At 72.9% G+C, this 19588-nt stretch carries 18 protein-coding genes; 13 read left to right on the plus strand and 5 right to left on the minus strand.

Annotated elements, in window-relative coordinates:
• A partial coding sequence (locus tag RZ84_RS41565) for a phosphoenolpyruvate carboxykinase domain-containing protein (protein ID WP_241777815.1) occupies positions 1–550 on the plus strand: 550 nt, incomplete at its 5' end.
• Between the two features lie 110 nt (positions 551–660).
• Here RZ84_RS41565 and RZ84_RS22755 read toward each other — a convergent pair.
• The 4 genes from RZ84_RS22755 to RZ84_RS22770 form a co-directional block, all read right to left on the minus strand.
• Positions 661–1080 carry an SCO4983 family protein gene (locus tag RZ84_RS22755; RefSeq protein WP_043265841.1) on the minus strand — a complete coding sequence of 140 codons (420 nt, stop codon included), beginning with the start codon at positions 1078–1080 and terminating at the stop codon, positions 661–663.
• 84 nt (positions 1081–1164) lie between these two features.
• Positions 1165–2376, minus strand: a complete 1212-nt coding sequence (locus tag RZ84_RS22760) for a pyridoxal phosphate-dependent aminotransferase (RefSeq protein ID WP_043270585.1) — start codon at positions 2374–2376, stop codon at positions 1165–1167.
• A gap of 133 nt (positions 2377–2509) precedes the next feature.
• The gene (locus tag RZ84_RS22765) at positions 2510–4141 is read right to left on the minus strand and encodes an N-acyl-D-amino-acid deacylase family protein (protein ID WP_043265842.1); all 1632 of its coding nucleotides are present in this window, start codon (positions 4139–4141) and stop codon (positions 2510–2512) included.
• A gap of 112 nt (positions 4142–4253) precedes the next feature.
• Positions 4254–5543 (minus strand): amino acid deaminase, encoded by a 1290-nt coding sequence (locus RZ84_RS22770; protein ID WP_043265843.1) that lies wholly within the window; start codon positions 5541–5543, stop codon positions 4254–4256.
• A 337-nt stretch (positions 5544–5880) separates the two neighbouring features.
• Here RZ84_RS22770 and RZ84_RS22775 point away from each other — a divergent pair, with 337 nt between their 5' ends.
• The 5 genes from RZ84_RS22775 to RZ84_RS22795 all read left to right on the plus strand — a co-directional run bounded on the left by RZ84_RS22775 (position 5881) and on the right by RZ84_RS22795 (position 11417).
• A complete protein-coding gene (locus RZ84_RS22775) occupies positions 5881–7005 on the plus strand; it encodes a sugar kinase (RefSeq protein WP_043265844.1) in 1125 nt (374 codons plus the stop codon).
• A gap of 267 nt (positions 7006–7272) precedes the next feature.
• On the plus strand, positions 7273–8040 hold the full coding sequence (locus RZ84_RS22780) for an IclR family transcriptional regulator (protein WP_043265845.1): 768 nt from the start codon (positions 7273–7275) through the stop codon (positions 8038–8040).
• Positions 8041–8060: 20 nt separating this feature from the next.
• Positions 8061–8471, plus strand: a complete 411-nt coding sequence (locus RZ84_RS22785) for a RidA family protein (protein WP_043265846.1) — start codon at positions 8061–8063, stop codon at positions 8469–8471.
• A 219-nt stretch (positions 8472–8690) separates the two neighbouring features.
• The gene (locus tag RZ84_RS22790) at positions 8691–10250 is read left to right on the plus strand and encodes a GntP family permease (protein WP_043270587.1); all 1560 of its coding nucleotides are present in this window, start codon (positions 8691–8693) and stop codon (positions 10248–10250) included.
• A gap of 258 nt (positions 10251–10508) precedes the next feature.
• On the plus strand, positions 10509–11417 hold the full coding sequence (locus RZ84_RS22795) for a S1 family peptidase (RefSeq protein ID WP_043265847.1): 909 nt from the start codon (positions 10509–10511) through the stop codon (positions 11415–11417).
• 125 nt (positions 11418–11542) lie between these two features.
• Here the strand turns inward: RZ84_RS22795 and RZ84_RS22800 are convergent, their stop codons facing one another.
• Entirely contained in the window at positions 11543–12583 is a 1041-nt protein-coding gene (locus tag RZ84_RS22800) for a chitinase (protein WP_241777816.1), read from the minus strand.
• A gap of 313 nt (positions 12584–12896) precedes the next feature.
• Between RZ84_RS22800 and RZ84_RS22805 the strand changes: the two genes are divergently transcribed.
• The 7 genes from RZ84_RS22805 to RZ84_RS22835 all read left to right on the plus strand — a co-directional run bounded on the left by RZ84_RS22805 (position 12897) and on the right by RZ84_RS22835 (position 19546).
• Complete coding sequence (locus RZ84_RS22805; protein WP_043265848.1) at positions 12897–14102, plus strand: hypothetical protein; 1206 nt, start codon at positions 12897–12899, stop codon at positions 14100–14102.
• Positions 14103–14184: 82 nt separating this feature from the next.
• Entirely contained in the window at positions 14185–14904 is a 720-nt protein-coding gene (gene cpaB, locus RZ84_RS22810; protein WP_043265849.1) for a Flp pilus assembly protein CpaB, read from the plus strand.
• Between the two features lie 13 nt (positions 14905–14917).
• Positions 14918–16357: a CpaE/TadZ family protein gene (locus RZ84_RS22815; RefSeq protein WP_043265850.1), complete on the plus strand. Its 1440-nt coding sequence runs from the start codon at positions 14918–14920 to the stop codon at positions 16355–16357.
• A gap of 3 nt (positions 16358–16360) precedes the next feature.
• Positions 16361–16744, plus strand: coding sequence for a TadE/TadG family type IV pilus assembly protein (locus RZ84_RS22820; protein WP_043265851.1), 384 nt, complete (start codon positions 16361–16363; stop codon positions 16742–16744).
• Positions 16744–17265: a TadE family protein gene (locus tag RZ84_RS22825; RefSeq protein ID WP_043265852.1), complete on the plus strand. Its 522-nt coding sequence runs from the start codon at positions 16744–16746 to the stop codon at positions 17263–17265. Before RZ84_RS22820 ends, RZ84_RS22825 begins: the two co-directional genes overlap by 1 nt.
• Positions 17262–18602 (plus strand): CpaF family protein, encoded by a 1341-nt coding sequence (locus RZ84_RS22830; protein ID WP_043265853.1) that lies wholly within the window; start codon positions 17262–17264, stop codon positions 18600–18602. Before RZ84_RS22825 ends, RZ84_RS22830 begins: the two co-directional genes overlap by 4 nt.
• Positions 18599–19546 (plus strand): type II secretion system F family protein, encoded by a 948-nt coding sequence (locus tag RZ84_RS22835; RefSeq protein WP_052230106.1) that lies wholly within the window; start codon positions 18599–18601, stop codon positions 19544–19546. Before RZ84_RS22830 ends, RZ84_RS22835 begins: the two co-directional genes overlap by 4 nt.
• Positions 19547–19588: the final 42 nt, after the last annotated feature.

The raw sequence follows: 19588 nt of genomic DNA on the forward strand, positions 1-19588 counted from the left end.
CGTTCCGCTGGTGACCGAGTCGCTGACCTGGCAGCACGGTGTCTTCCTCGGCGCGAACGTGGCGTCCGAGAAGACCGCCGCCGCCGAGGGCAAGGTCGGCGAGCTGCGCCGGGACCCGTTCGCCATGCTGCCGTTCTGCGGCTACAACATGGGCGACTACATGGCGCACTGGATCAAGGTGGGCGCCGACAAGGACCCGGCCAAGCTGCCGAAGATCTACTACGTCAACTGGTTCCGCAAGGACGCCAAGGGCCGCTTCGTGTGGCCGGGCTTCGGCGAGAACAGCCGGGTGCTCAAGTGGATCGTCGAGCGGCTGGACGGCAGGGCCGAGGGCGTCGAGACCCCCATCGGCGTGCTGCCCACGAAGGACGCGCTGGACACCGACGGCCTCGAACTCTCCGATGCCGACCTGGAGTTCCTGCTCACCGTCGACAAGGACATCTGGCGTGAGGAGGCGGCGCTGATCCCCGAGCACCTCAACACCTTCGGCGACCACACCCCCAAGGAGCTGTGGGACGAGTACCGCGCGCTGGTCGAGCGCCTCGGCTAGTCCGCGGCGCGGCCGTGTCGTGCGGCGCCCGTCCGGGGTCCCGTGCCCGGTGCACGGGGCCCCGGCCCGTTTCCGGCGCGCCGTCAGGGGCGGGCGGTCGGGGGCGGGCCTCAGGCCGTGGCGAGGTCCCGGCCGCCGGCCTCATGGGCGGCCAGCCGCTCACCGGCCAGGGCGATGGCCGCGGTGTCGTCCCGGGAGGTGGCGACCGCCAGGGCGTTCCCGGCGAGGGTGCGGGCGCGCTGCCGGAGGGCCGGCAGGCGAGCGGGGTCGCCGCCGGTGGGTTCGGCGCGCAGCGGGTGGTGGCCGCCGGTCAGCCGCGCGACCTCCTCGGCGATGCGGTCGGCCGCGTCGGAGAGCGCGGCGCGCTCGCCCTTGGACGTCGCCAGGGCGCGCAGCTCGTCGGTGACGGTGAGCAGTGCGGTCAGCTGCCCGGCCAGCCGGATGTCCAGCTCCTCCTCGCGGGAGCGGTGCGGGACCACCGGGGTGGCGGCCATGCTGTGGACCGACTTGGTGCGGATCGGTTCGTACATGGGACGGCCTCCTGGAAACATCTAGGAGGCCATCCTAGCTTGGACAGAGTCTAAAGTTGTGGGTTGTATAGAAGTCGCTGCGGTTCAGTACTGTCCGTAACCGTCGAGGAAGGCGCCGATTCGGGTGACGGCCTCGGCCAGATCGTCCTTGCCGGGCAGGGTGACCAGCCGGAAGTGATCCGGCTCGGGCCAGTTGAAGCCGGTGCCGTGGACGATCATGATCTTCTCGGCGCGCAGCAGGTCGAGCACCATCTGCCGGTCGTCCTTGATCTTGTACACCGCGGGGTCCAGCCGCGGGAAGGCGTACAGCGCGCCCTTCGGCTTGACGCAGCTGATGCCCGGTATGCGCAGCAGGGCCTCGTAGGCCGTGTCGCGCTGCTCCAGCAGCCGGCCGCCGGGGAGCACCAGGTCGTTGATCGACTGCCGGCCGCCGAGGGCGGTGGCGACCGCGTGCTGTGCCGGCATGTTGGCGCACAGCCGCATGTTCGCCAGGATCGTCAGCCCCTCGATGTACGAGGCGGCGTGCGCCTTGGGGCCGCAGACCGCCAGCCAGCCGCTGCGGTAGCCGGCGACCCGGTACGCCTTGGACAGGCCGTTGAAGGTCAGCGTCAGCAGGTCGGGGGCGAGCGCGGCGAACGGGGTGTGGGTGACGCCGTCGTAGAGGATCTTGTCGTAGATCTCGTCGGCGCAGACGATCAGGTTGTGCCGGCGGGCGATCTCCGCGATGCCGCGCAGCAGTTCGTCGTCGTACACCGCGCCCGTGGGGTTGTTGGGGTTGATGACGACGAGGGCCTTGGTGCGGTCGGTGACCTTGCGCTCGATGTCGGCGAGGTCCGGCATCCAGTCCGCCTGCTCGTCGCAGCGGTAGTGCACGGCGGTGCCGCCGGAGAGCGAGACCGAGGCCGTCCACAGCGGGTAGTCCGGGGCCGGGACCAGCACTTCGTCGCCGTCGTCGAGCAGCGCCTGCATCGACATCTGGATCAGCTCGGAGACGCCGTTGCCCAGGTAGATGTCGTCGACGGAGAGTTCGATGCCCTTGGTCTGGTAGTGCTGCATCACCGCGCGGCGGGCGGAGAGCAGACCCTTGGCGTCGCCGTAGCCGTGCGCCGTGCCGATCGAGCGGAGCACGTCCTCCAGGATCTCGGGCGGGCACTCGAAGCCGAACGCCGCCGGATTGCCGGTGTTCAGCTTGAGGATGCGGTGACCCGCCGCTTCGAGCCGCATGGCCTCCTCGAGGACCGGGCCGCGGATTTCGTAGCAGACGTTGGCGAGCTTCGTTGACTGGATCACCTGCATGACGGCCACTTTACGGGCGCGTACCGGCGCCCGCCCGGTGTTTTTCCCCACGTCATCCGCGGACGGCGTGGGGTTCCTCACGTGGGGTGACGGTCCGGGGCGGCTGCCGGAGGTTCCGCGCACGGCGGTCGGTTCAGCGCCGTCCCGGGGTCCGCCGGACCGCCCGGCCGGCCAGCACGTCCGTGCGCCGGCCGTCGGCCATGACGAAGCGGCCGTCGATCAGGACGTGCGGGATGCCGGCGGGCAGGGTGCGCGGGGCCTCGAAGGTGGCGCCGGCGGCGACCGTGTCCGGATCGAAGAGCACCAGGTCGGCGCGGTAGCCCTCGCGGACCAGACCGCGGTCGGGCAGCCGCAGCCGGGCGGCCGGGCGCGAGGTCAGATGCGCCACGCACTCCTCCAGGGACAGCACCCCGAGCTCGCGGACGTATCTGCCGAGGTAGTGGGGGAAGGTGCCGTACGCCCGGGGGTGCGGCTTGCGGCCCTGGAGGATGCCGTCGCTGCCGCCGGTGTGGACGCGGTGCCGCATGATCCGGCGGACGTTGTCCTCGTGGCCGACGTGCTGGAGGATCGTCGAGCCCAGCCGGTCGTCGATCAGCAGCCGGCGGGCGGTGGTCCAGGGATCCTCGCCGCGCTCGGCGGCGTGCGCGGCGACGGTCCGGCCGATGTGGCCGGCCAGTGCGGGGTCGGCGACGCCGGAGATCTCGATGGTGTCCCAGGCGATGGGGACGCCGTGGCACCCGTCGGACCCCGTCACCTCCAGGGCGTGCCGGATGGCCGCGGCGGTCGCGTCGTCCCGCAGGCGCGCGAGAACCGCCTCGGGGCCGCCCTCACCGGCCCAACTGGGCAGCATCGCCACGAGAGTCGTGCAGCCGGGGGTGTACGGATAGGTGTCCAGGGAGATGTCGGCGCCGTCGTCCAGGGCCTCGTCCAGCAGGGCCAGCAGCTCGGGCGCCCGCCCCTCGTTGACGCCGAAGTTCATGGTGGCGTGCGCGAGATGCAGCGCGCAGCCGGCCGCGCGGGTGAGGGCGATCATCTCGGCGTACGCCTCCAGGGCGCCCGCCCCGTAGGAGCGGTGGTGGGGGCAGTAGTAGCCGTCGTAGCGGGCCACCACCCGGCACAGTTCGGTCAGTTCGGCGTCCGAGGCGTACATGCCCGGGGTGTAGGTGAGGCCGGAGGACAGGCCCACGGCGCCCTGCTCCAGGCCCTCGGCGACCAGCCGCCGCATCCGCGCGAGCTCGCCGGCGGTGGCGGCGCGGTCGTCCCAGCCGACGGCGAGCATCCGTACCGTGCCCTGGGGAACGAGGTAGGCGGCGTTGACGGCGATGCCGGCGCCGTCGAAACCGTGGTCGAGGCGGTCGAGGTACTCGCCGACGGTGCGCCAGGTGAAGGCGACCGAGGTGTCGCCGGGCGCCCCGCCGTTCCAGCCGGTGATCTGGGCGCGCACCTCGGCGAGCGTGCGGTCGTCGACCGGGGCGTACGACAGCCCGTCCTGGCCGAGGACTTCGAGGGTGACGCCCTGGGCGACCTTCGCGGTGTGCGCGGGGTCGCGGAGCACGGCGAGGTCGCTGTGGGCGTGCATGTCGATGAAGCCGGGGCAGAGGGCGAGGCCGGTGCCGTCCACCACGCGGGCGGCGGCCGGGCGCGGGCCGCCGTCCGTCTCGCGGTGGATCTCGGCGATCCGGCCGCCGGCCAGGGCGACATCGGCGCGGTAGGACGGCCCGCCGGACCCGTCGACGACGCGTACGCCGCGGAGCACGGTGTCCATGGGCGGGCCGCCTTTCCGGAGGGTGGGTCAGGGGCCGACCCGGAGGCGGGGTCGGGGTGGGATCAGGGTTTTTCCGGGGGTGCCGGGGCCGGCGGCGGCACCCCCGCGGGTATCAGAAGAACGTGCGGATGAAATCGACGACGGTGCCGTCCGCCTCGACCAGCGGAATCAGCTGCCACTTGTCGAAGGAGGTGCAGGGGTGCGACAGACCCAGGCCGACCCAGTCGCCGACCTCCACGTCGCCGGCGTGCTCGGTGCCGAGCCAGGCGTGCTGGTCGGACAGTCCGGTGACGGTGATGCCGGCCGCGGGCCGCAGCGTGCCGTCCCGGCCGGACCGGACGACCTGCGCCCGCGGCAGGCCGAGGTCGTACGGGGCGTCCCGCTTGCCGGCGTTGAGGAACGCCTGCTCGGGAGTGGGGCGGGAGACGACCTGGGCCCAGAGGCGGAACGCGGGCTGGAGGGCGCCCTCTTCCGGTACGCGGTTGAAGGGGGTGAGGCGGCGGTAGTGGTCGTCGTCGTGCGAGACGTAGGCGCCCGAGCGCAGCAGCTTGAGGACCGGCGCGGAGAGTTGCGGGAGCTCGGCGAAGACGTCGGAGACCGCGTCGAACCAGGCGCTGCCGCCGGCGCTGACCACGATCTCGTCGAGGTCGGCGAAGCGGCCGGAGGCGTCGAACTCCGCGGCCAGCCGGACCAGTCGGCGCAGCCAGGCGGTGACCTTCTCGTGGTCGGCCTGCGGCACCTCGCCCTCGTAGCCGGCGACGCCGACCAGGCGGAGGGTGTCCACGCCCGCGATGGCGTCGGCGAGTTCGAGGCATTCGGCCTCGGTGCGGACCCCGGTGCGGGCCCCCTCGCCGGCGCCCAGTTCGATGACGACGTCCACGGGGCGGCTGGCCTCCGCGGCGCGCAGGGCGGCGTCCATCAGCTCGATACCGCGCAGCGAGTCGACGTAGCAGATGAAGCGGAAGTCCGGGTCGGCGTCCAGTTCGCCGGCCAGCCAGCGCAGTGCGGCGGCGTCGACGACCTCGTTGGCCAGGAAGATCCGCTGGATGCCGTAGTCGCGGTAGACGCGGGCCTGGTGGGGGACGGCGGCGGTGATGCCCCAGGCGCCGTGCTCCAGTTGGCGGGCGAAGAGCTGCGGCGCCATACAGGTCTTGCCGTGCGGGGCGAAGGCCAGGCCGTGCCGGGCGGCGTAGGTCTCCATGAGGGCCAGGTTGTGCTCGACGGACTCGGCGGAGAGGGCCAGGACGGGGGTGGTGAAGCCGCCGGTGAAGAGGTTGCGGCGCTCGGCTGCCAGGTCGCCGAGGGTGCGCCCGTCGGCGTCCGGGGGGAGTGCCTTGAAGCGGTGATCGACCTTCTCGTCCGCGAGGTTCTTGAGTCCCTGCGCGAGCCGCCCGCCGGCCATGGAGCCTCCTCGATCAGTATGTTGCATGCTCTGCAACACCCGTTGCGCATATCGCTTATAGCTGTCTAACATCCGAGCCATCGCCCGGTCAATGGTGGCGAAACGCGGGGAACGGCGCCGAGAACGGCGTGCGGAAATGACGCCGGGAAGCCTGCCGGGAACGGCAGTTGACGACGGGCGGGGCGGCCCGTCGGGTGCCCGGCGGAAGTCCGGGCGGAACTCCCGTGGCGCGGCCGGACCCTGGCCCGCCCCGGCGGCACAACGGCGCAGCGGCGCAGCGAGACGGCGGTGCAGCGACACGGCGGCACAGCGGCACAGTGAGGGAGCGCAACCGATCGTGACCAGGTCCTCGAACGCCGGCGGCACCCCCGCTCCGGACGGCACCGCCGCCCCGGACGCCGATGTCGTCTGCCTCGGCGAGTCCATGGTCACCTTCCTGCCCACCGCGCCGGGGCGGCTCGCCGACGTGCCCGCCTTCGAGCGCGCCATCGGCGGCGCGGAGTCCAACGTCGCCTGCGCCCTGGCCCGCGCCGGCCACACCGTCCGCTGGATCTCCCGGGTCGGCGCCGACGGCTTCGGCGACCATCTCGTCGGGGCGATCGGGGCGTACGGCGTCGACACCGGCGGCGTCCGGCGCGACCCCGCCCGCCCCACCGGCATCTACTTCCGCACCGCCGGCGACCGCGACACCGACGCCCATGAGGTCGCGTACTACCGCTCCGGCTCCGCCGCGTCCGCGATGTCGCCGGCGACCATGGACCTGGCCGCGCTGCGCGCCGGCCGGGTGCTGCACCTGTCCGGGATCACCGCCGCGCTCTCCGGCGACTGCCTCGCCCTGCTGCGCGAACTCACCGCCCGCCCGGCGGCGGACGGCCGCCCGCTGGTCTCCTTCGACGTCAACCACCGCCACCGTCTGTGGGCCGACGCACAGGGGCCGCGGGTTCTGCTCGACCTGGCGCGCGGCGCCGACATCGTGTTCGTGGGCGAGGACGAGGCCCGGGACGCCTGGGGGCTGCACGGCGGCCGGGCCGTGCGCGCGGCGCTGCCGGAGCCGGAGATCCTGGTCGTCAAGCGCGGGAAGGGCGGCGCGACCGTCTTCCGGCGCGCCGGCGGGCCGGGCGGGCGCGCTGCCGGGCCGGGCGGGCGCGGCGCCGGCGACGACGTGGTCGGCGTTCCGGCCCTGAGGGTCGACGTGGTGGCCGCCGTCGGCGCGGGCGACGCCTTCGCGGCCGGGTTCCTCTCCGCCACCCTCCGCGGCCTGCCGCTGCGCTCCCGGATCCGGCACGGCCACCTGTGGGCCGCCGCCGCCCTCACCGTCACCGGTGACCTGGCCGCCCCGCCGTCCCGGGCCCTCGCCGACCGGCTCGCCGGGCTCGACGACGCCGCCTGGGGGACACTGCACCTCGGCCCCGGCTGGACGGACGCCATGGAGGCCGTGGACCGGGAGGTGTGTACGCCGTGAACGAGCGCAGCGAGAGAACTGCCGGGAGTTGCGTCTCCGTGGGGAGGTGCGTCTCCGTGGGGAGGTGCGTCTCCGTTGGGAGGTGCGCCCCCGTCGGGAGGTGCGTCCCAGTCGAGAGGCCCGCCCCCGTCGCATACGGGGCCGGGCGAAGCGAGGCAGGCACATGAGCGAGCGTGGTGAGCGAATCATGGAAGGGTGCGCGCTGAGCGAATGCGAGCCGAGCGAAGCGTGGGGGTACCCCCGGTCGGAGACTGGGGGAGTGTCGGCATGAGCCAGACCGTCGACCGCGCGCTCAGCATCCTGCCGCTGCTCGCCGAGGGCCCCGCCGACCTCGGCCGGGTCGCCGACCGGCTCGGCGTGCACAAGTCCACCGCGCTGCGGCTGCTGCGCACCCTCCACGAGCACGGTCTCGTCTACCGTCAGCCCGACCAGCGCTACCGCCTCGGCGCCCGGCTCTTCGCGCTCGCCCAGGAAGCCGTCGAGCACCTCGACGTCCGCGAGATCGCCCACCCCCACCTCGTCGAGCTCAACAAGCAGTGCGGGCACACCGTCCACCTCGCGGTCCACGAGGAGAACGAGGTCCTCTACATCGACAAGGTCGAGAGCCGCTATCCGGTCCGGATGTACTCGCGGATCGGCAAGCCCGTCGCGATCACCGTCGCCGCGGTCGCCAAACTGCTCCTCGCCGACCTGCCCGAGCCCGAGCGCCGCGCCCTCGCTTCGAGGCTCGACTACCCCCGCCACACGTCCCGTTCGACACCCGATGCCGCGGCCTTCCTGGCCGAGCTGGCCAAGGTGCGCGAACAGGGCTGGGCCACCGACCTCGGTGGCCACGAGGAGTCCATCAACTGCGTCGGCGCCCCGATCCGCGGCGCGGACGGCCGCGCGGTCGCCGCCATGTCGGTCTCCGCGCCGAACGTCGTCGTCAGCGCGGAGGAACTCCTCACGCTGCTCCCGCTGGTGCGCCGGACCGCCGACGCCATCGGCCGGGAGTACTCCGGTACCGCCAACGCCGGCCCCCGGCCGGCCCCATGAAGGACGTCCGAAGGACACGCATGAGCGAGAAGACCGCCCTCACCCCGGCCACCCACACCACCCCGCCCGCCAAGTTCTCCCACGGCGTCAAGAAGGGCAACATCCTCCAGGTCGCCGGCCAGGTCGGCTTCCTGCCCGCCGTCGAGGGCCGGGCCCCCACCCCGGCCGGCCCCACCCTGCGCGCGCAGACCCTCCAGACCCTCGCCAACGTCAAGGCCGTCCTCGAAGAGGGCGGCGCGAGTTGGGACGACGCGATGATGGTGCGCGTCTACCTCACCGACGTCGCGCACTTCGCCGAGATGAACGAGATCTACGACGCCTACTTCGAGGAGCAGGGGCTCAAGGAGGCCCCCGCCGCCCGCACGACCGTCTACGTCGGTCTGCCCAAGGGCCTGCTCATCGAGATCGACGCCCTCGCGGTGCTGGGCTGAGGCACCGGATTCCCCGGGCCTGACCCATCGGATTCCCCGGGCCTGACCCACCGGACAGGCCCTGGCCCGGCCGGCCGTCGGCGCTGACCTCCGCGCACCGTTCGCCGCACGGCACGGCGTCCCGTACCACCGGGACGCCGTGCCGCGGTCCCCCCTGCCTGGACCGTGCTCACCAGGGCCAACCCGGTCTCCGGGCCCCTGCCCGACAACGGAGTCACCATGTTCCTCGCTGCCGCGGCCCCCACCCCACCGTCCCCGCCGCACACCGGCGGACTGCTCGCCCTGATACCGGGCACCGCGGGGCTGCTGACGGTCGCCGCCCTCGGTATCGCGCTGCTCCTCGTCCTGATCATCAAGGCCCGGCTCCAGCCATTCGTCGCGCTGCTGGGCGTCTCCATCGCCGTGGGACTCGCCGCCGGCCTCTCCGTCACCGAACTCTTCGGCACGGTCCAGAAGTCCGATGTCGTCTCGCTGATCGAGTCCGGTATGGGCGGGATCCTCGGGCATGTCGCCATCATCATCGGCCTGGGCACCATGCTCGGCGCGATCCTCGAAGTCTCCGGCGGTGCCGAGGTGTTGAGCTCCCGGCTGCTGGCCCTCTTCGGCGAGCGGCGGGCCCCGTTGGCGATGGGCCTGACCGGCCTGGTCTTCGGCATCCCGGTCTTCTTCGACGTCGGCATCTTCGTCCTGGCACCGATCGTGTACGCCGCCGCGAAACTCCCCCAAGCATCTCCGACAGGCTCCGATGCAGGGGGGACCCCCACCAGCCGGTCCATGGTGCTGTACGCCATGCCGCTGCTGGCCGGGCTCTCCATGACGCACGCCTTCCTGCCGCCGCACCCGGGTCCGGTGGCCGCCGCCGGACTCTTCAGGGTCGACCTCGGTTGGCTCATCCTCATGGGCGCGGTCTGCGGTCTCCCCGCGGTCCTGGCCGCCTGGGGCTACGCCGCCTGGATCGGCAACCGCCTCTTCGTCCCGGTTCCGCACGAGATGGCCGAGGCCGCCGCGGAGGCCAGGGCCGCGGTCGACGCCGAGCGGACCGCTGCCGGGGGCCGGCACCGGGAGAAGCCGGTCTCCCTGGCCACCGTCCTCGCCGTCATCGGTACGCCGCTGGCGCTGATCCTCCTGGCGACCTTCTCCTCCGTCGTGCCGGCCCCTCCCCCAAGTACTTCGACAAGCTCCGTGCAGGGGGGACCCCCACCACTTGCGCTCTCGGTGATCGAGTTCTTCGGCCACCCCTTCGTCGCCCTGACGATCGCGCTGCTGCTCGCGTACTACCTGCTCGGCATCCGCCGCGGCTGGTCCCGCACCTCCCTGGAAGCGGTCTCCACCGCCTCTCTCAAGCCAGTTGGCAACATCCTGCTGGTGGTCGGCGCGGGCGGGATATTCGGCGCCGTGCTCAAGGGCAGCGGGGTGGCCACCGCCCTGTCCGACACCTTCCACGACGTCGGACTGCCGGTCATCGTGCTGGCCTACCTGCTCTCGCTCGTGCTGCGGGTGGCCCAGGGCTCGGCGACGGTCGCGATCGTGACCACGGCCGGGATCGTGTTGCCGCTGGTGGCGGGACAGGGGCTGTCCCAGGCCCGTCTGGCGCTGGTCATCACGGCGATCTCTGCTGGCTCGATCTTCGCCTCGCACGTCAACGACGGCGGGTTCTGGATGGTGTCGAAGTACTTCGGGATCTCCGAGCGCGACACCCTGAAGTCGTGGACCGTACTGGAATCGGTACTGTCCGTCGTCGGATTCGCGATGGCCGGGGTCGTCAGCCTGCTCGTCTAGGGGCAACGCCCTGGCCAGGAGGACGAGTTCGAGGAGGGGGCGCGCGGCCCGGCCGAGGTGGCGGAGGGGCGGGTGCGGGGTAAGGAGAACGTGGTATGCGCCGTACGCGGCGCCGGGTATCCGTCAACTTGCCATCGATTACCGGAAATTTGTTGCCGGCCGGACCGCCGCGGCCAACAATGCGCACGACAAAGCCGAAGTGGCGGCACGGAATTGTCGCCAACGGACTTCGGAACAGAAGCTGAGAGGACCCCCCACATGTATCGACCTCTCGTCGGCACCCTGGCCACCACCGTGCTGGGAGCCGCAGCCCTGGTGAGCGGTGCCGCACCCGCAGGCGCCGCACCCGCGGGTGCCGCACCGGCGGGCACCGCCCCGCACCACGCGCCGGCGCACCACAAGCCGGCGCTCCGGACGAAGGCGGTCGACTTCGCCGGCACCGTCGCGCTGGACGACTGCTCCGGCTCGATCGTCAAGATGCCCACCTCGAAGGAGAGCGACCCGGCGCTGGTGATGACCAACGGCCACTGCCTGGAGAGCGGTATGCCCTCCGCGGGTCAGGTCATAGTCGACCAGCCGTCCAGCCGCTCCTTCACCGTCCTGGACAAGTCGGCGGGTGAACTGGGCCAGATCCAGGCCACCAAGGTCACGTACGCCACGATGACCAACACCGATGTAACGCTGTACCAGACCGGCTCGACGTACGCGGAGATCGCGCAGAAGTACGGAGTCAAGCCGCTGGAGCTGGCCACCGACCACCCGGCCAAGGGCGCCGGGATCACCGTGGTGTCCGGCTACTGGAAGAAGACCTACACGTGCAGCATCGACGGCTTCGTGCCCACCCTCAAGGAGGGCGACTGGAGTTGGAAGGACTCGGTCCGCTACACCCCGGAGTGCAAGACGATCGGCGGCACCTCCGGCTCGCCGGTGGTCGACAACAAGACCGGCAAGGTCGCCGCGATCAACAACACGGGCAACGAGAACGGCGAGCGGTGCACCGAGAACAACCCCTGCGAGGTGGACGACCAGGGCAATGTGACGGTCCACAAGGGCACCAACTACGCTGAGGAGACCTACGGGATCCCCAAGTGCTTCGGCGCCGGCAACAAGCTGGACCTGAACGCCGCGGGCTGCACGCTCCCCAAGCCGTCGGGCGTCCGCCGCTGACCCGCGGGCCCGGCCGGGGGTAGCCCGCAGCGGCACCGGGGGCAGCCCCGAGCGGTACGGAGCCAGGTCCCGCGCACCGGGTGCGCGGGACCTGGCCATTGGGGGTGGCGTCCTGGGGAGCCGGGCTACGGCAGGCCGTGGACGTGCCCGCCCACCTGGCTCGCGAACTCGTTGCCGTTCGCGGCGTCCCAGTTCGTGGACCAGGCCATCGCGCCGCGCAGCCCCGGATAGGTCCTGGACGGCTTGAAGGAGCCGCAGTTGGTGCCCGCGGTGAGGCAGTCCAGGGCGGCGTTGACCACCGACGGGGCGACATGGCCGCTGCCCGCCGCGCTGGCCGAGGCCGGTACGCCGATGCCGACCTGGGACGGGTCGAGCCCGCCCTGCAACGGGATGCAGGCCAGCGAGGTCAGGAAGTCCACCGAGCCCTGGGAGTGGACCTTGCCGTCGCACCCGTTCATCGAACCGCTGTTGTAGTACTGCGTGTTGACGACGGTCAGGAAGTCCTTGATGCCCAGGGCCGTCTTGAAGTACTCGGTCTGCGCCGACTGCATGTCGACGGTCTGCGGGGCCATGGTCACCACGACGTCGCTGTGCTTGGCGTGGATGGCCTTCAGGGCCTGCGTCATGTAGGTGGAGTTGACGCCGTTCTCCAGGTCGATGTCGACGCCGTTGAAGCCGTACTGGTCCATCAGGCCGTTGATCGAGTCGGCGAAGTTCCCGGCGGAGGCGGCGTCGCTGACGGACACCGAGCCCTTCTCGCCGCCGACCGAGATGACCACCGACTTGCCGGCCGCCTGCTTGGCCTTGATGTCCGCCGTGAAGTCGGCGGCGGAGGCGTAGCCGACGGCCGGGTCCAGGTTGAAGGTGACCGCGCCGGGCTTTCCGGCCGCGTCGGCGAAGGCGACCGCGATGATGTCGTAGGCGGGGTCGACATCCTTGAGTTTCTGCACCTTTGCGCCGTTGTTGAAGTTCTGCCAGTAGCCGGTGACGGCGTGCTTGGGGACGGCGGCGGGGCGCCCGGCCGGGTGCCCGGCGGGGTGCGCTCCGTACGCGCTCGCGGTGCCCGCCGCGGCGGTGCCGGCCGTTGCCAGCAGCGCGGCGGTCAGCCCGGCCAGCAGCCTTCCGGCGGCTCCTGCTGTCCCTGTTCCTTTTCGTGCGCGGACCACGACTGCCTCCGTGTGGGGGGAAGTTGGGGGTGGTGCGGTTGCGCGCTCAGGGGCCCCTGGGCTTGCCGTACAAGGTGGTCCAGACCAATGCGGCTGTCAAGGGTCCGTACGGAAGCGGGTGTTCCGATGGATGCCGCTTCGGCGGTATGCGGTGTTTCCCTGTCGGGCAAGCGGCCGAGACGAGTAGCCCAGAACGTGTTCTCCGGGACGTATCTCTGTGGATAAAGTGCTGAGCGTATGGCGCCGATGGCGCAGAGCTGTGCCGATCCGCGGTCCCGGGAGCCCCGGAGGCCGGAGGAAGTGGGGGAGCGACGTGCCGACCGCGATTGCAGTCACCAGCCCGGATCTCGCGCTGCCCGCGACCGACCGGCAGACCCCCGCCGCCGTCGTGCTGCGGGCCCCGCATCTCCAGCCGCTGGACGAGGCGTTGACCGAGACCAGCGCCGTGCTGGAGCACCACGGGCATCTCGTGGTGCTGTATTCCTCGGCCTGCCCGCCGGAGCACATCAGACGGCTGCACATGCTGCGCGCCGTGCTGGAGAGCGACCGGATCGCCATCCTCCGCACCGCCCTGCCGCCCCTCGGCGTGGCCGTCCTCGCCCGCCAGCTGCGCCAGTTGTCGCTCTACGGCCTCAGCCCCGGCGTGCTGGCCTGCGCCGCCCGGCTGCTGGCGCACTACGTCCACGCGGGCGCCCTGCTGGGCAGCGTGAGCGGGCTGGACCGGGTCGAGGTGGACCTCCGCTCGCACATGAAGTCCTGGCTGCCCGGCGCCCACTTCGCCGTACTGGCCAACCCCCGGCCCCAGCTGCTGCACCTGGACCGGCACGGTACCCAGACCGGACTCCGGCCGCCCGGCTTCGCCACCCAACTCGCCGTCGCCCGCGGCCAGCTCACCGCCGACTGGGTCACCTCCGCGCTGGCGCCCTCCTGGCAGGTGCAGGGCGTGTACGAGGCGCGGCTGCCCGCCGAGTCCGCCCGCTGGTGGGGCACCCAGAAGCTGATCGAGTTCGCCGCCGCCATTCCGGATCCGTCCCTGCTGCACCAACTCGTGGCGTCCGTACGGCGCGAGGAGTGCGGCTGGTGCGGCCGGGAACTCATCGGCGACCGCTGCGCGTTCTGCGCGGCGCCGCTGGCCCGGGACCGGGCGGGCGGCGGCCCGGGGCGCGAACCGGCCGCCATAGCCGGGGCGCCGGCCGCCGCCACGGCACCGGCGCCCGCACCGCCGCCCACCGCCCCGCCCGACTGCCCCGCCCCCGCCGACCACGCCGCCGCGCCGCTGCGGCAGCGCGGGCTCTCGCCGGTGGCGCCGTACGGGGTCCAGGGCGGCCGGGGACCCGGCGATCCGCGCGGCGGAGCCGGCCGGATCGACGTCCGCGGACCCAACATCATGAGCGGCACCGAGGAGCCGGCGCCCGGCGCACCGCAGCCGCCCGGCGGCTGGGACCTGCCCGGCCACCCCGATCTCCCGGGCCGCCCGGACGCCCCGGGAACCGCGCGGGCGGTGGCTCGCGTGCGCTGAACCGCCCGGCAGCCGCCGGCACCTGACCCACCACCGACCGCCCGACCGCCCGCCGCACCGTCCCGATCGAGGTCCCCCACCCATGAACTCACGCCAGCGCCGCGGAGTGATCCTGCTGCTCCTGTCCGTCCTCTGTGCGGTCGGCGCGTTCGTCGGCGTGCTGGCGGTGATCCGGAACGTCGAGTCCGAGATCGGCCCGCAGAAGACCGCGTACCGGCTCAAGACGGACGTCGCGGCCTATAAAACGCTGGATCCCGGGCAGTTCGAGGAGGTGAAGATGCCCCAGCGGTGGCTGCCGCCCACCGCCGTGACCGACCTGGACAAGGTCAGCGGCAAGATCGCGGTGACCCCGCTGAAGAAGGGGTCGCTGCTCCAGGACGACATGATCGTCGACCGGCCGGCGCTGAAGGCCGGACAGCAGGAGATCGCCATCATGATCGACGCGTCCACCGGCGTGGCCGGCAAGATCAACCCCGGTGCCCGGGTGAACATCTACGCCACCTTCGACGGCCGGCGCCCCGAGGACAAGCCGGTCTCCAAGGTCATCGTGGCCGGCGCCCAGGTCATCGACGTCGGCAAGCTGACGCCCCTGGAGGCCAAGGACCCCGGCAACACCACCGCCGGCACCCGCCAGGCCGGCCAGGCCGTCCCGATCACCTTCGCGCTGGACACCGAGGACGCCCAGCGGGTCGCGTACGCCGAGTCGTTCGCCTCCCACGTGCGGCTCGCCCTGCTCGCCCCCGGCACCGAGGCCACCATCCCGCCGGCCGAACGCACCTACACCCTCGACGGCGACAAGTGACCCGGAGGCACAGGTGACCATCCGCATCCTCCCGGCAGTCGGCGACCCGGACGCCGCGCGGGCCGTCTCCGCGCTCCTCGGCCAGCTGCCGGACGCCGAACCGGCGCCCGCGGTCGCCGACTCCACCGCGCTCCTCGACGCGCTGGCCGGGGCCGCAGGGCCCGGAGCGGGCGCGCCGCCCGCTGGCCAGGGCCCGCCCCCCGCCGGTGCGCCGTCCGGCGTCGAGGCGCTGCCCGAGGTCGTCCTCGTCCACGAGCGGATCGGCCCGGTGCCGGCGCTGGAGCTGATCCGCGAGGTGGCGCTCCGCTTCCCCGCCGTCGGCGTCGTACTGATCACCACGGACGCCGGGCCCGCGCTGTTCTCCGCGGCGATGGACGCCGGCGCCCGCGGCATCGTCGGACTGCCCCTCGGCTACGACGAGTTGGCCGCCCGGGTGCAGGCCGCGGCCCAGTGGGCGGCCGGGGTCCGCGTCCACCTGGGAGGCGGCCCGGACGCGGCCCCCGGCCCGGCCGGCACGCTGGTGACCGTCACCGGCGCCAAGGGCGGGGTCGGCACCACCGTCGCCGCCGTCCAGCTGGCGCTCGCCGCGCGGGCCGCGGGCCGCAGCGTCGCACTGGTCGACCTGGACCTCCAGTCCGGCGACGTCGCCTCCTATCTGGACGTCCAGTTCCGCCGCTCGGTCGTCGACCTGGCCGGGATCCAGGACATCTCCGGCCGGGTGCTCCAGGACGCGGTCCACGCCCACCACACCGGACTCGGGCTGCTGCTGGCCCCCGAGGAGGGCGAGCGCGGCGAGGAGGTCGACGACCGGGCGGCCCGCCAGATCGTCACCGCGCTGCGCTCCCGCTACGAAGTGGTGATCGTCGACTGCGGTTCCCAGATGCAGTCCGCCAACGCCGCGGCCGTCGAACTCGCCGACGTGGCACTGCTGGTGGCGACCCCGGACGTGGTCTGCGTACGGGCCGCCAAGCGGCAGGTGCGGCTGTGGGACCGGCTCCAGATCCGCAAGGCCGAGGACACCGTCACGGTCCTCAACCGCCTCACCCGCAACACCGAGATCCAGCCGCCGCTGGTCGCCAAGGCCACCGGCACCCAGGTCGCCAGGACCGCGGTCCCGGCCGCCTTCAAGGAACTCCAGCCGTGCGTCGACGCCGGCCGGATGCAGGACCTCGACGGCCGCTCGGTCGTCAAGCAGGCGCTGTGGACGCTCGCCGGCGAACTGGGCCTGGTCGACGCACCGGCCGCCCGGCAGGGGAGAGGGGGCCACCGGGCGCGCCCGACGCTGACCGGACGCAAGCGCAAGGCCATCACGGCGGGCGCGGCGCCGGGATCCGCCCCCGGCCCGGCCCCGGCAGCGGCGGGTGCGGGCCGGTTCGGCGTCCGGCGGGGCGCCCCGACCCCGCCCGGCGGACCGGGCCCGTTCGATCCGGCCAGCCCGTACGAGGAGGGCTGACCGGTGCGGCGTCCGGTGGGCGGCAGCGACCGCGGCCAGGTCACGGTGGAGTTCCTCGGGGTCCTCCCGCTGATCCTCCTGGTGCTGGTGCTGCTCTGGCAGTTCGCGCTGGTCGGCTACACCTACTCGCTCGCCGCCGACTCCGCCGACCGCGGCGCGCGGGCCGCCACCGCCACCGAGGGCGGCGGCGCCGGCGCCTGCCGCACCGCCGCCGAGCACGAGCTGCCGCGCGCCTGGCACGACGGCGCCGAGACGGACTGCCGGACCGGGGCGGGCCTGTGGAAGGCGACGGTCCGGATCAGGGTCCCGGTGCTCTTCCCGGGCGCCGGCCGGTTCCCGTGGACGGTCACCGGCACCGCCGGCGCGGCCGAGGAGGCGCGAGGGTGATGGCCCGGAACTCCCGTATCCCCGCCCGGAAGTCGTGCCTCCCGGCCGGCCGCCGTGCCCGCTCCCGGGGGTGCGACCGGGGCTCCGCCTCCATCGAGTTCCTCGGCGTCCTGCCGATCCTGCTCGTGCTGGCCCTCGCCGTCATCCAGCTGGGCCTCGCCGCCTACGCCGTCCAGCAGGCCGGCACCGCCGCCCGCGCCGCCGCCCGCACCGCCTCGATGGACCGGGCCGACCGGCAGGCCGATCCGCAGGACGCCGGCCGGGCCGCGCTGACCGGCTGGGTCGCCGACCGCGCCTCGATCACCGTCGGCGGCTCGGGCGGCACGGTCCAGGCGACCGCGACCGTGCGGATCCCCTCGGTCATCCCCGGCACCGACCTCGGCTCCGCCAGCCGCACCGCCACCATGCCCCGCTCCGAAGGAGCGCCCGGAGCGTCGGCGCAAGCACCACGCACAACGACAGGAGCGCCCGGAGCGTCGGCGCAACTACCAACAACAGCGGCAGGAGCGCTACCGCGATGAGCCTCAAAGCCAGAATCGTCGCACCCGAACCGGCCGGTGAGGCACGCCAGGACGGCCATCTGGTCGCTGTCTACCGCGCCAAGCTGCTGGAGGAGATCGACCTGGCCGAGATGTCCTCACTGGCCGCCGTGGAGCGCCGCTCGCGGCTGGAGCGCGTTCTGGGGCACATCATCAGCCGCGAGGGCCCGGTGCTGTCCACCGCCGAGCGCGCCCAGCTCATCCGCCGGGTCGTCGACGAGGCGCTGGGCCTGGGCGTGCTCGAACCGCTCCTCGAAGACGCCTCGGTCACCGAGATCATGGTCAACGGCCCGGACCAGGTGTACGTGGAGCGGTCCGGCCGGGTCGAGCTGGTCCCGGTGCGCTTCGCCTCGCACGAGCAGCTGATGCAGACCATCGAGCGGATCGTGTCCACCGTCAACCGGCGGGTGGACGAGTCCCATCCGATGGTCGACGCCCGGCTGCCGTCCGGCGAGCGGGTCAACGTCATCATCCCGCCGCTGGCCCTCAACGGCGCCACCCTGACCATCCGCCGCTTCCCGCGCGCCTACACCCTCGCCGAACTCATCGGCATCGGCACCCTCGACGAGCAGATGCTGATGCTGCTGGCGGGGCTGGTGCGCGCCAAGTTCAACGTGGTGGTCTCCGGGGCCACCGGCGCCGGCAAGACCACCCTCCTCAACGCCCTCTCCGGGCTGATCCCGGACGGCGAGCGGATCATCACCGTCGAGGACGCCGCCGAACTCCAGCTCCAGCAGAGCCATGTCATCCGGCTGGAATCCCGCCCGCCCAACGTGGAGGGCAAGGGCCGGATCACCATCCGCGACCTGGTCCGCAACTCCCTGCGGATGCGCCCCGACCGCATCATCGTCGGCGAGGTCCGCGGCGGGGAGACCCTCGACATGCTCCAGGCGATGTCCACCGGCCACGACGGCTCGCTCGCCACCGTCCACGCCAACAGCGCCGAGGACGCCCTGATGCGGCTCCAGACGCTCGCCTCCATGTCGGACGTCAGCATCCCCTTCGAGGCGCTGCGCGACCAGATCAACAGCGCCGTCGACTGCATCGTCCAGCTCACCCGGCACGCCGACGGCTCCCGCCGGATCAGCGAGATCGCCCTCCTCGACTCGCGCGGCCACGAGGACTACCGGATCGTCACGGTCTGCCGCTTCGCGGCCGAACCGATGGGCGCCGACCGCGTCGTGCACGGCGTCTTCCGCTACTTCCCGCTGCCCCGCCGGTTCGCCGAACGCCTCTTCATGGCCGGCGAGCCCACCCCGCCCGCCTTCGGCGTGGCGGCCACCGACGACCAACTCGCCACCCGGAAGGCCACCACATGACCGGCGGGGACCCCCCCCCCCCGCTCGCCATCGGGGCCACCGTGCTGTGCGGTGCGCTCGCCATCGCCGGCGCCCGGACGTACGCGTCCGGGCGCGCCCAGCGGCAGGCCGTCGTGGACCGGCTCGCGGACGAGCGCCGGCTGCCGGTGGCCGGCCGGCGCCGCCGCTTCCCCTCCGTCGACCGCACCCTGCGCAACACCCGCCTCGGCCGCCGCCTCGCACTGCGGCTGACCGCCACCGGCCTGGACCTCACCCCCGGCGAGTTCTTCGTCTACATGGTCGCCGCGGTGCTCGTCCTGTGGGTGGTCGCGCAGGCCGTCCTCGCCCCGTTCTTCGGCCCGATCGCCGCGCTGGTCGCCGTCTGGGCCGCGTTCGCCTTCCTCAACTGGCAGCGGCAGAAGCGGATCGAGAGGTTCATCAACCAGCTCCCCGAGCTCTCCCGGATCCTCGCCAACGCCACCCAGGCCGGCCTGGCGCTGCGCACCGCCCTGGGAATGGCCGCCGAGGAGCTGGAGGCCCCGGCCGGCGAGGAGCTCGCCAAGGTCGCCGACAAGCTCGCCGTCGGCCACTCCGTCGACGAGGCCCTGGGCGAGCTGGCCGAACGGCTGCCCTCGCGCGAACTGGTCGTGCTGGTCACCACGTTGGTGCTGGCCAACCGCGCCGGCGGCACCGTCGTCGGCTCGCTGCGCAACCTCACCAAGACCCTGGAGGAGCGCAAGGAGACCCGCCGCGAGGTCCGCACCCAGCTCTCCCAGGTCGTGGTCACCGCGTACGTCGTCCCGCTGCTCGGCATCGGCACCCTGCTGCTGATGAACCGCATCGCCCCGGGCGCCATCGACCGGATGACCTCGTCCTTCCTCGGCCAGCTCGCGGTGGTGGCGGCCTTCGTCCTCTACGGGCTCGGCTTCTTCTTCATCCGCCGCCTCTCCAAGATCGACGTGTAGCACCCGCCCCCGACGTCCCGCCCCCCGACGCCCAGGTACAGA

Source organism: Streptomyces sp. CT34, assembly GCF_000805335.1.
Lineage (GTDB): Bacteria > Actinomycetota > Actinomycetes > Streptomycetales > Streptomycetaceae > Streptomyces.

Bases quoted from the DNA above. Each gene is read 5' to 3' on its own strand.
- RZ84_RS22795 (WP_043265847.1), top strand. From the start codon at position 10,509: ATGTATCGACCTCTCGTCGGCACCCTGGCCACCACCGTGCTGGGAGCC.
- RZ84_RS22760 (WP_043270585.1), bottom strand. From the start codon at position 2,376: ATGCAGGTGATCCAGTCAACGAAGCTCGCCAACGTCTGCTACGAAATC.
- RZ84_RS22765 (WP_043265842.1), bottom strand. From the start codon at position 4,141: ATGGACACCGTGCTCCGCGGCGTACGCGTCGTCGACGGGTCCGGCGGG.
- RZ84_RS22835 (WP_052230106.1), top strand. From the start codon at position 18,599: ATGACCGGCGGGGACCCCCCCCCCCCGCTCGCCATCGGGGCCACCGTG.
- RZ84_RS22790 (WP_043270587.1), top strand. From the start codon at position 8,691: ATGTTCCTCGCTGCCGCGGCCCCCACCCCACCGTCCCCGCCGCACACC.
- cpaB (WP_043265849.1), top strand. From the start codon at position 14,185: ATGAACTCACGCCAGCGCCGCGGAGTGATCCTGCTGCTCCTGTCCGTC.
- RZ84_RS22770 (WP_043265843.1), bottom strand. From the start codon at position 5,543: ATGGCCGGCGGGCGGCTCGCGCAGGGACTCAAGAACCTCGCGGACGAG.
- RZ84_RS22825 (WP_043265852.1), top strand. From the start codon at position 16,744: ATGGCCCGGAACTCCCGTATCCCCGCCCGGAAGTCGTGCCTCCCGGCC.
- RZ84_RS22780 (WP_043265845.1), top strand. From the start codon at position 7,273: ATGAGCCAGACCGTCGACCGCGCGCTCAGCATCCTGCCGCTGCTCGCC.
- RZ84_RS22785 (WP_043265846.1), top strand. From the start codon at position 8,061: ATGAGCGAGAAGACCGCCCTCACCCCGGCCACCCACACCACCCCGCCC.
- RZ84_RS22755 (WP_043265841.1), bottom strand. From the start codon at position 1,080: ATGTACGAACCGATCCGCACCAAGTCGGTCCACAGCATGGCCGCCACC.
- RZ84_RS22830 (WP_043265853.1), top strand. From the start codon at position 17,262: ATGAGCCTCAAAGCCAGAATCGTCGCACCCGAACCGGCCGGTGAGGCA.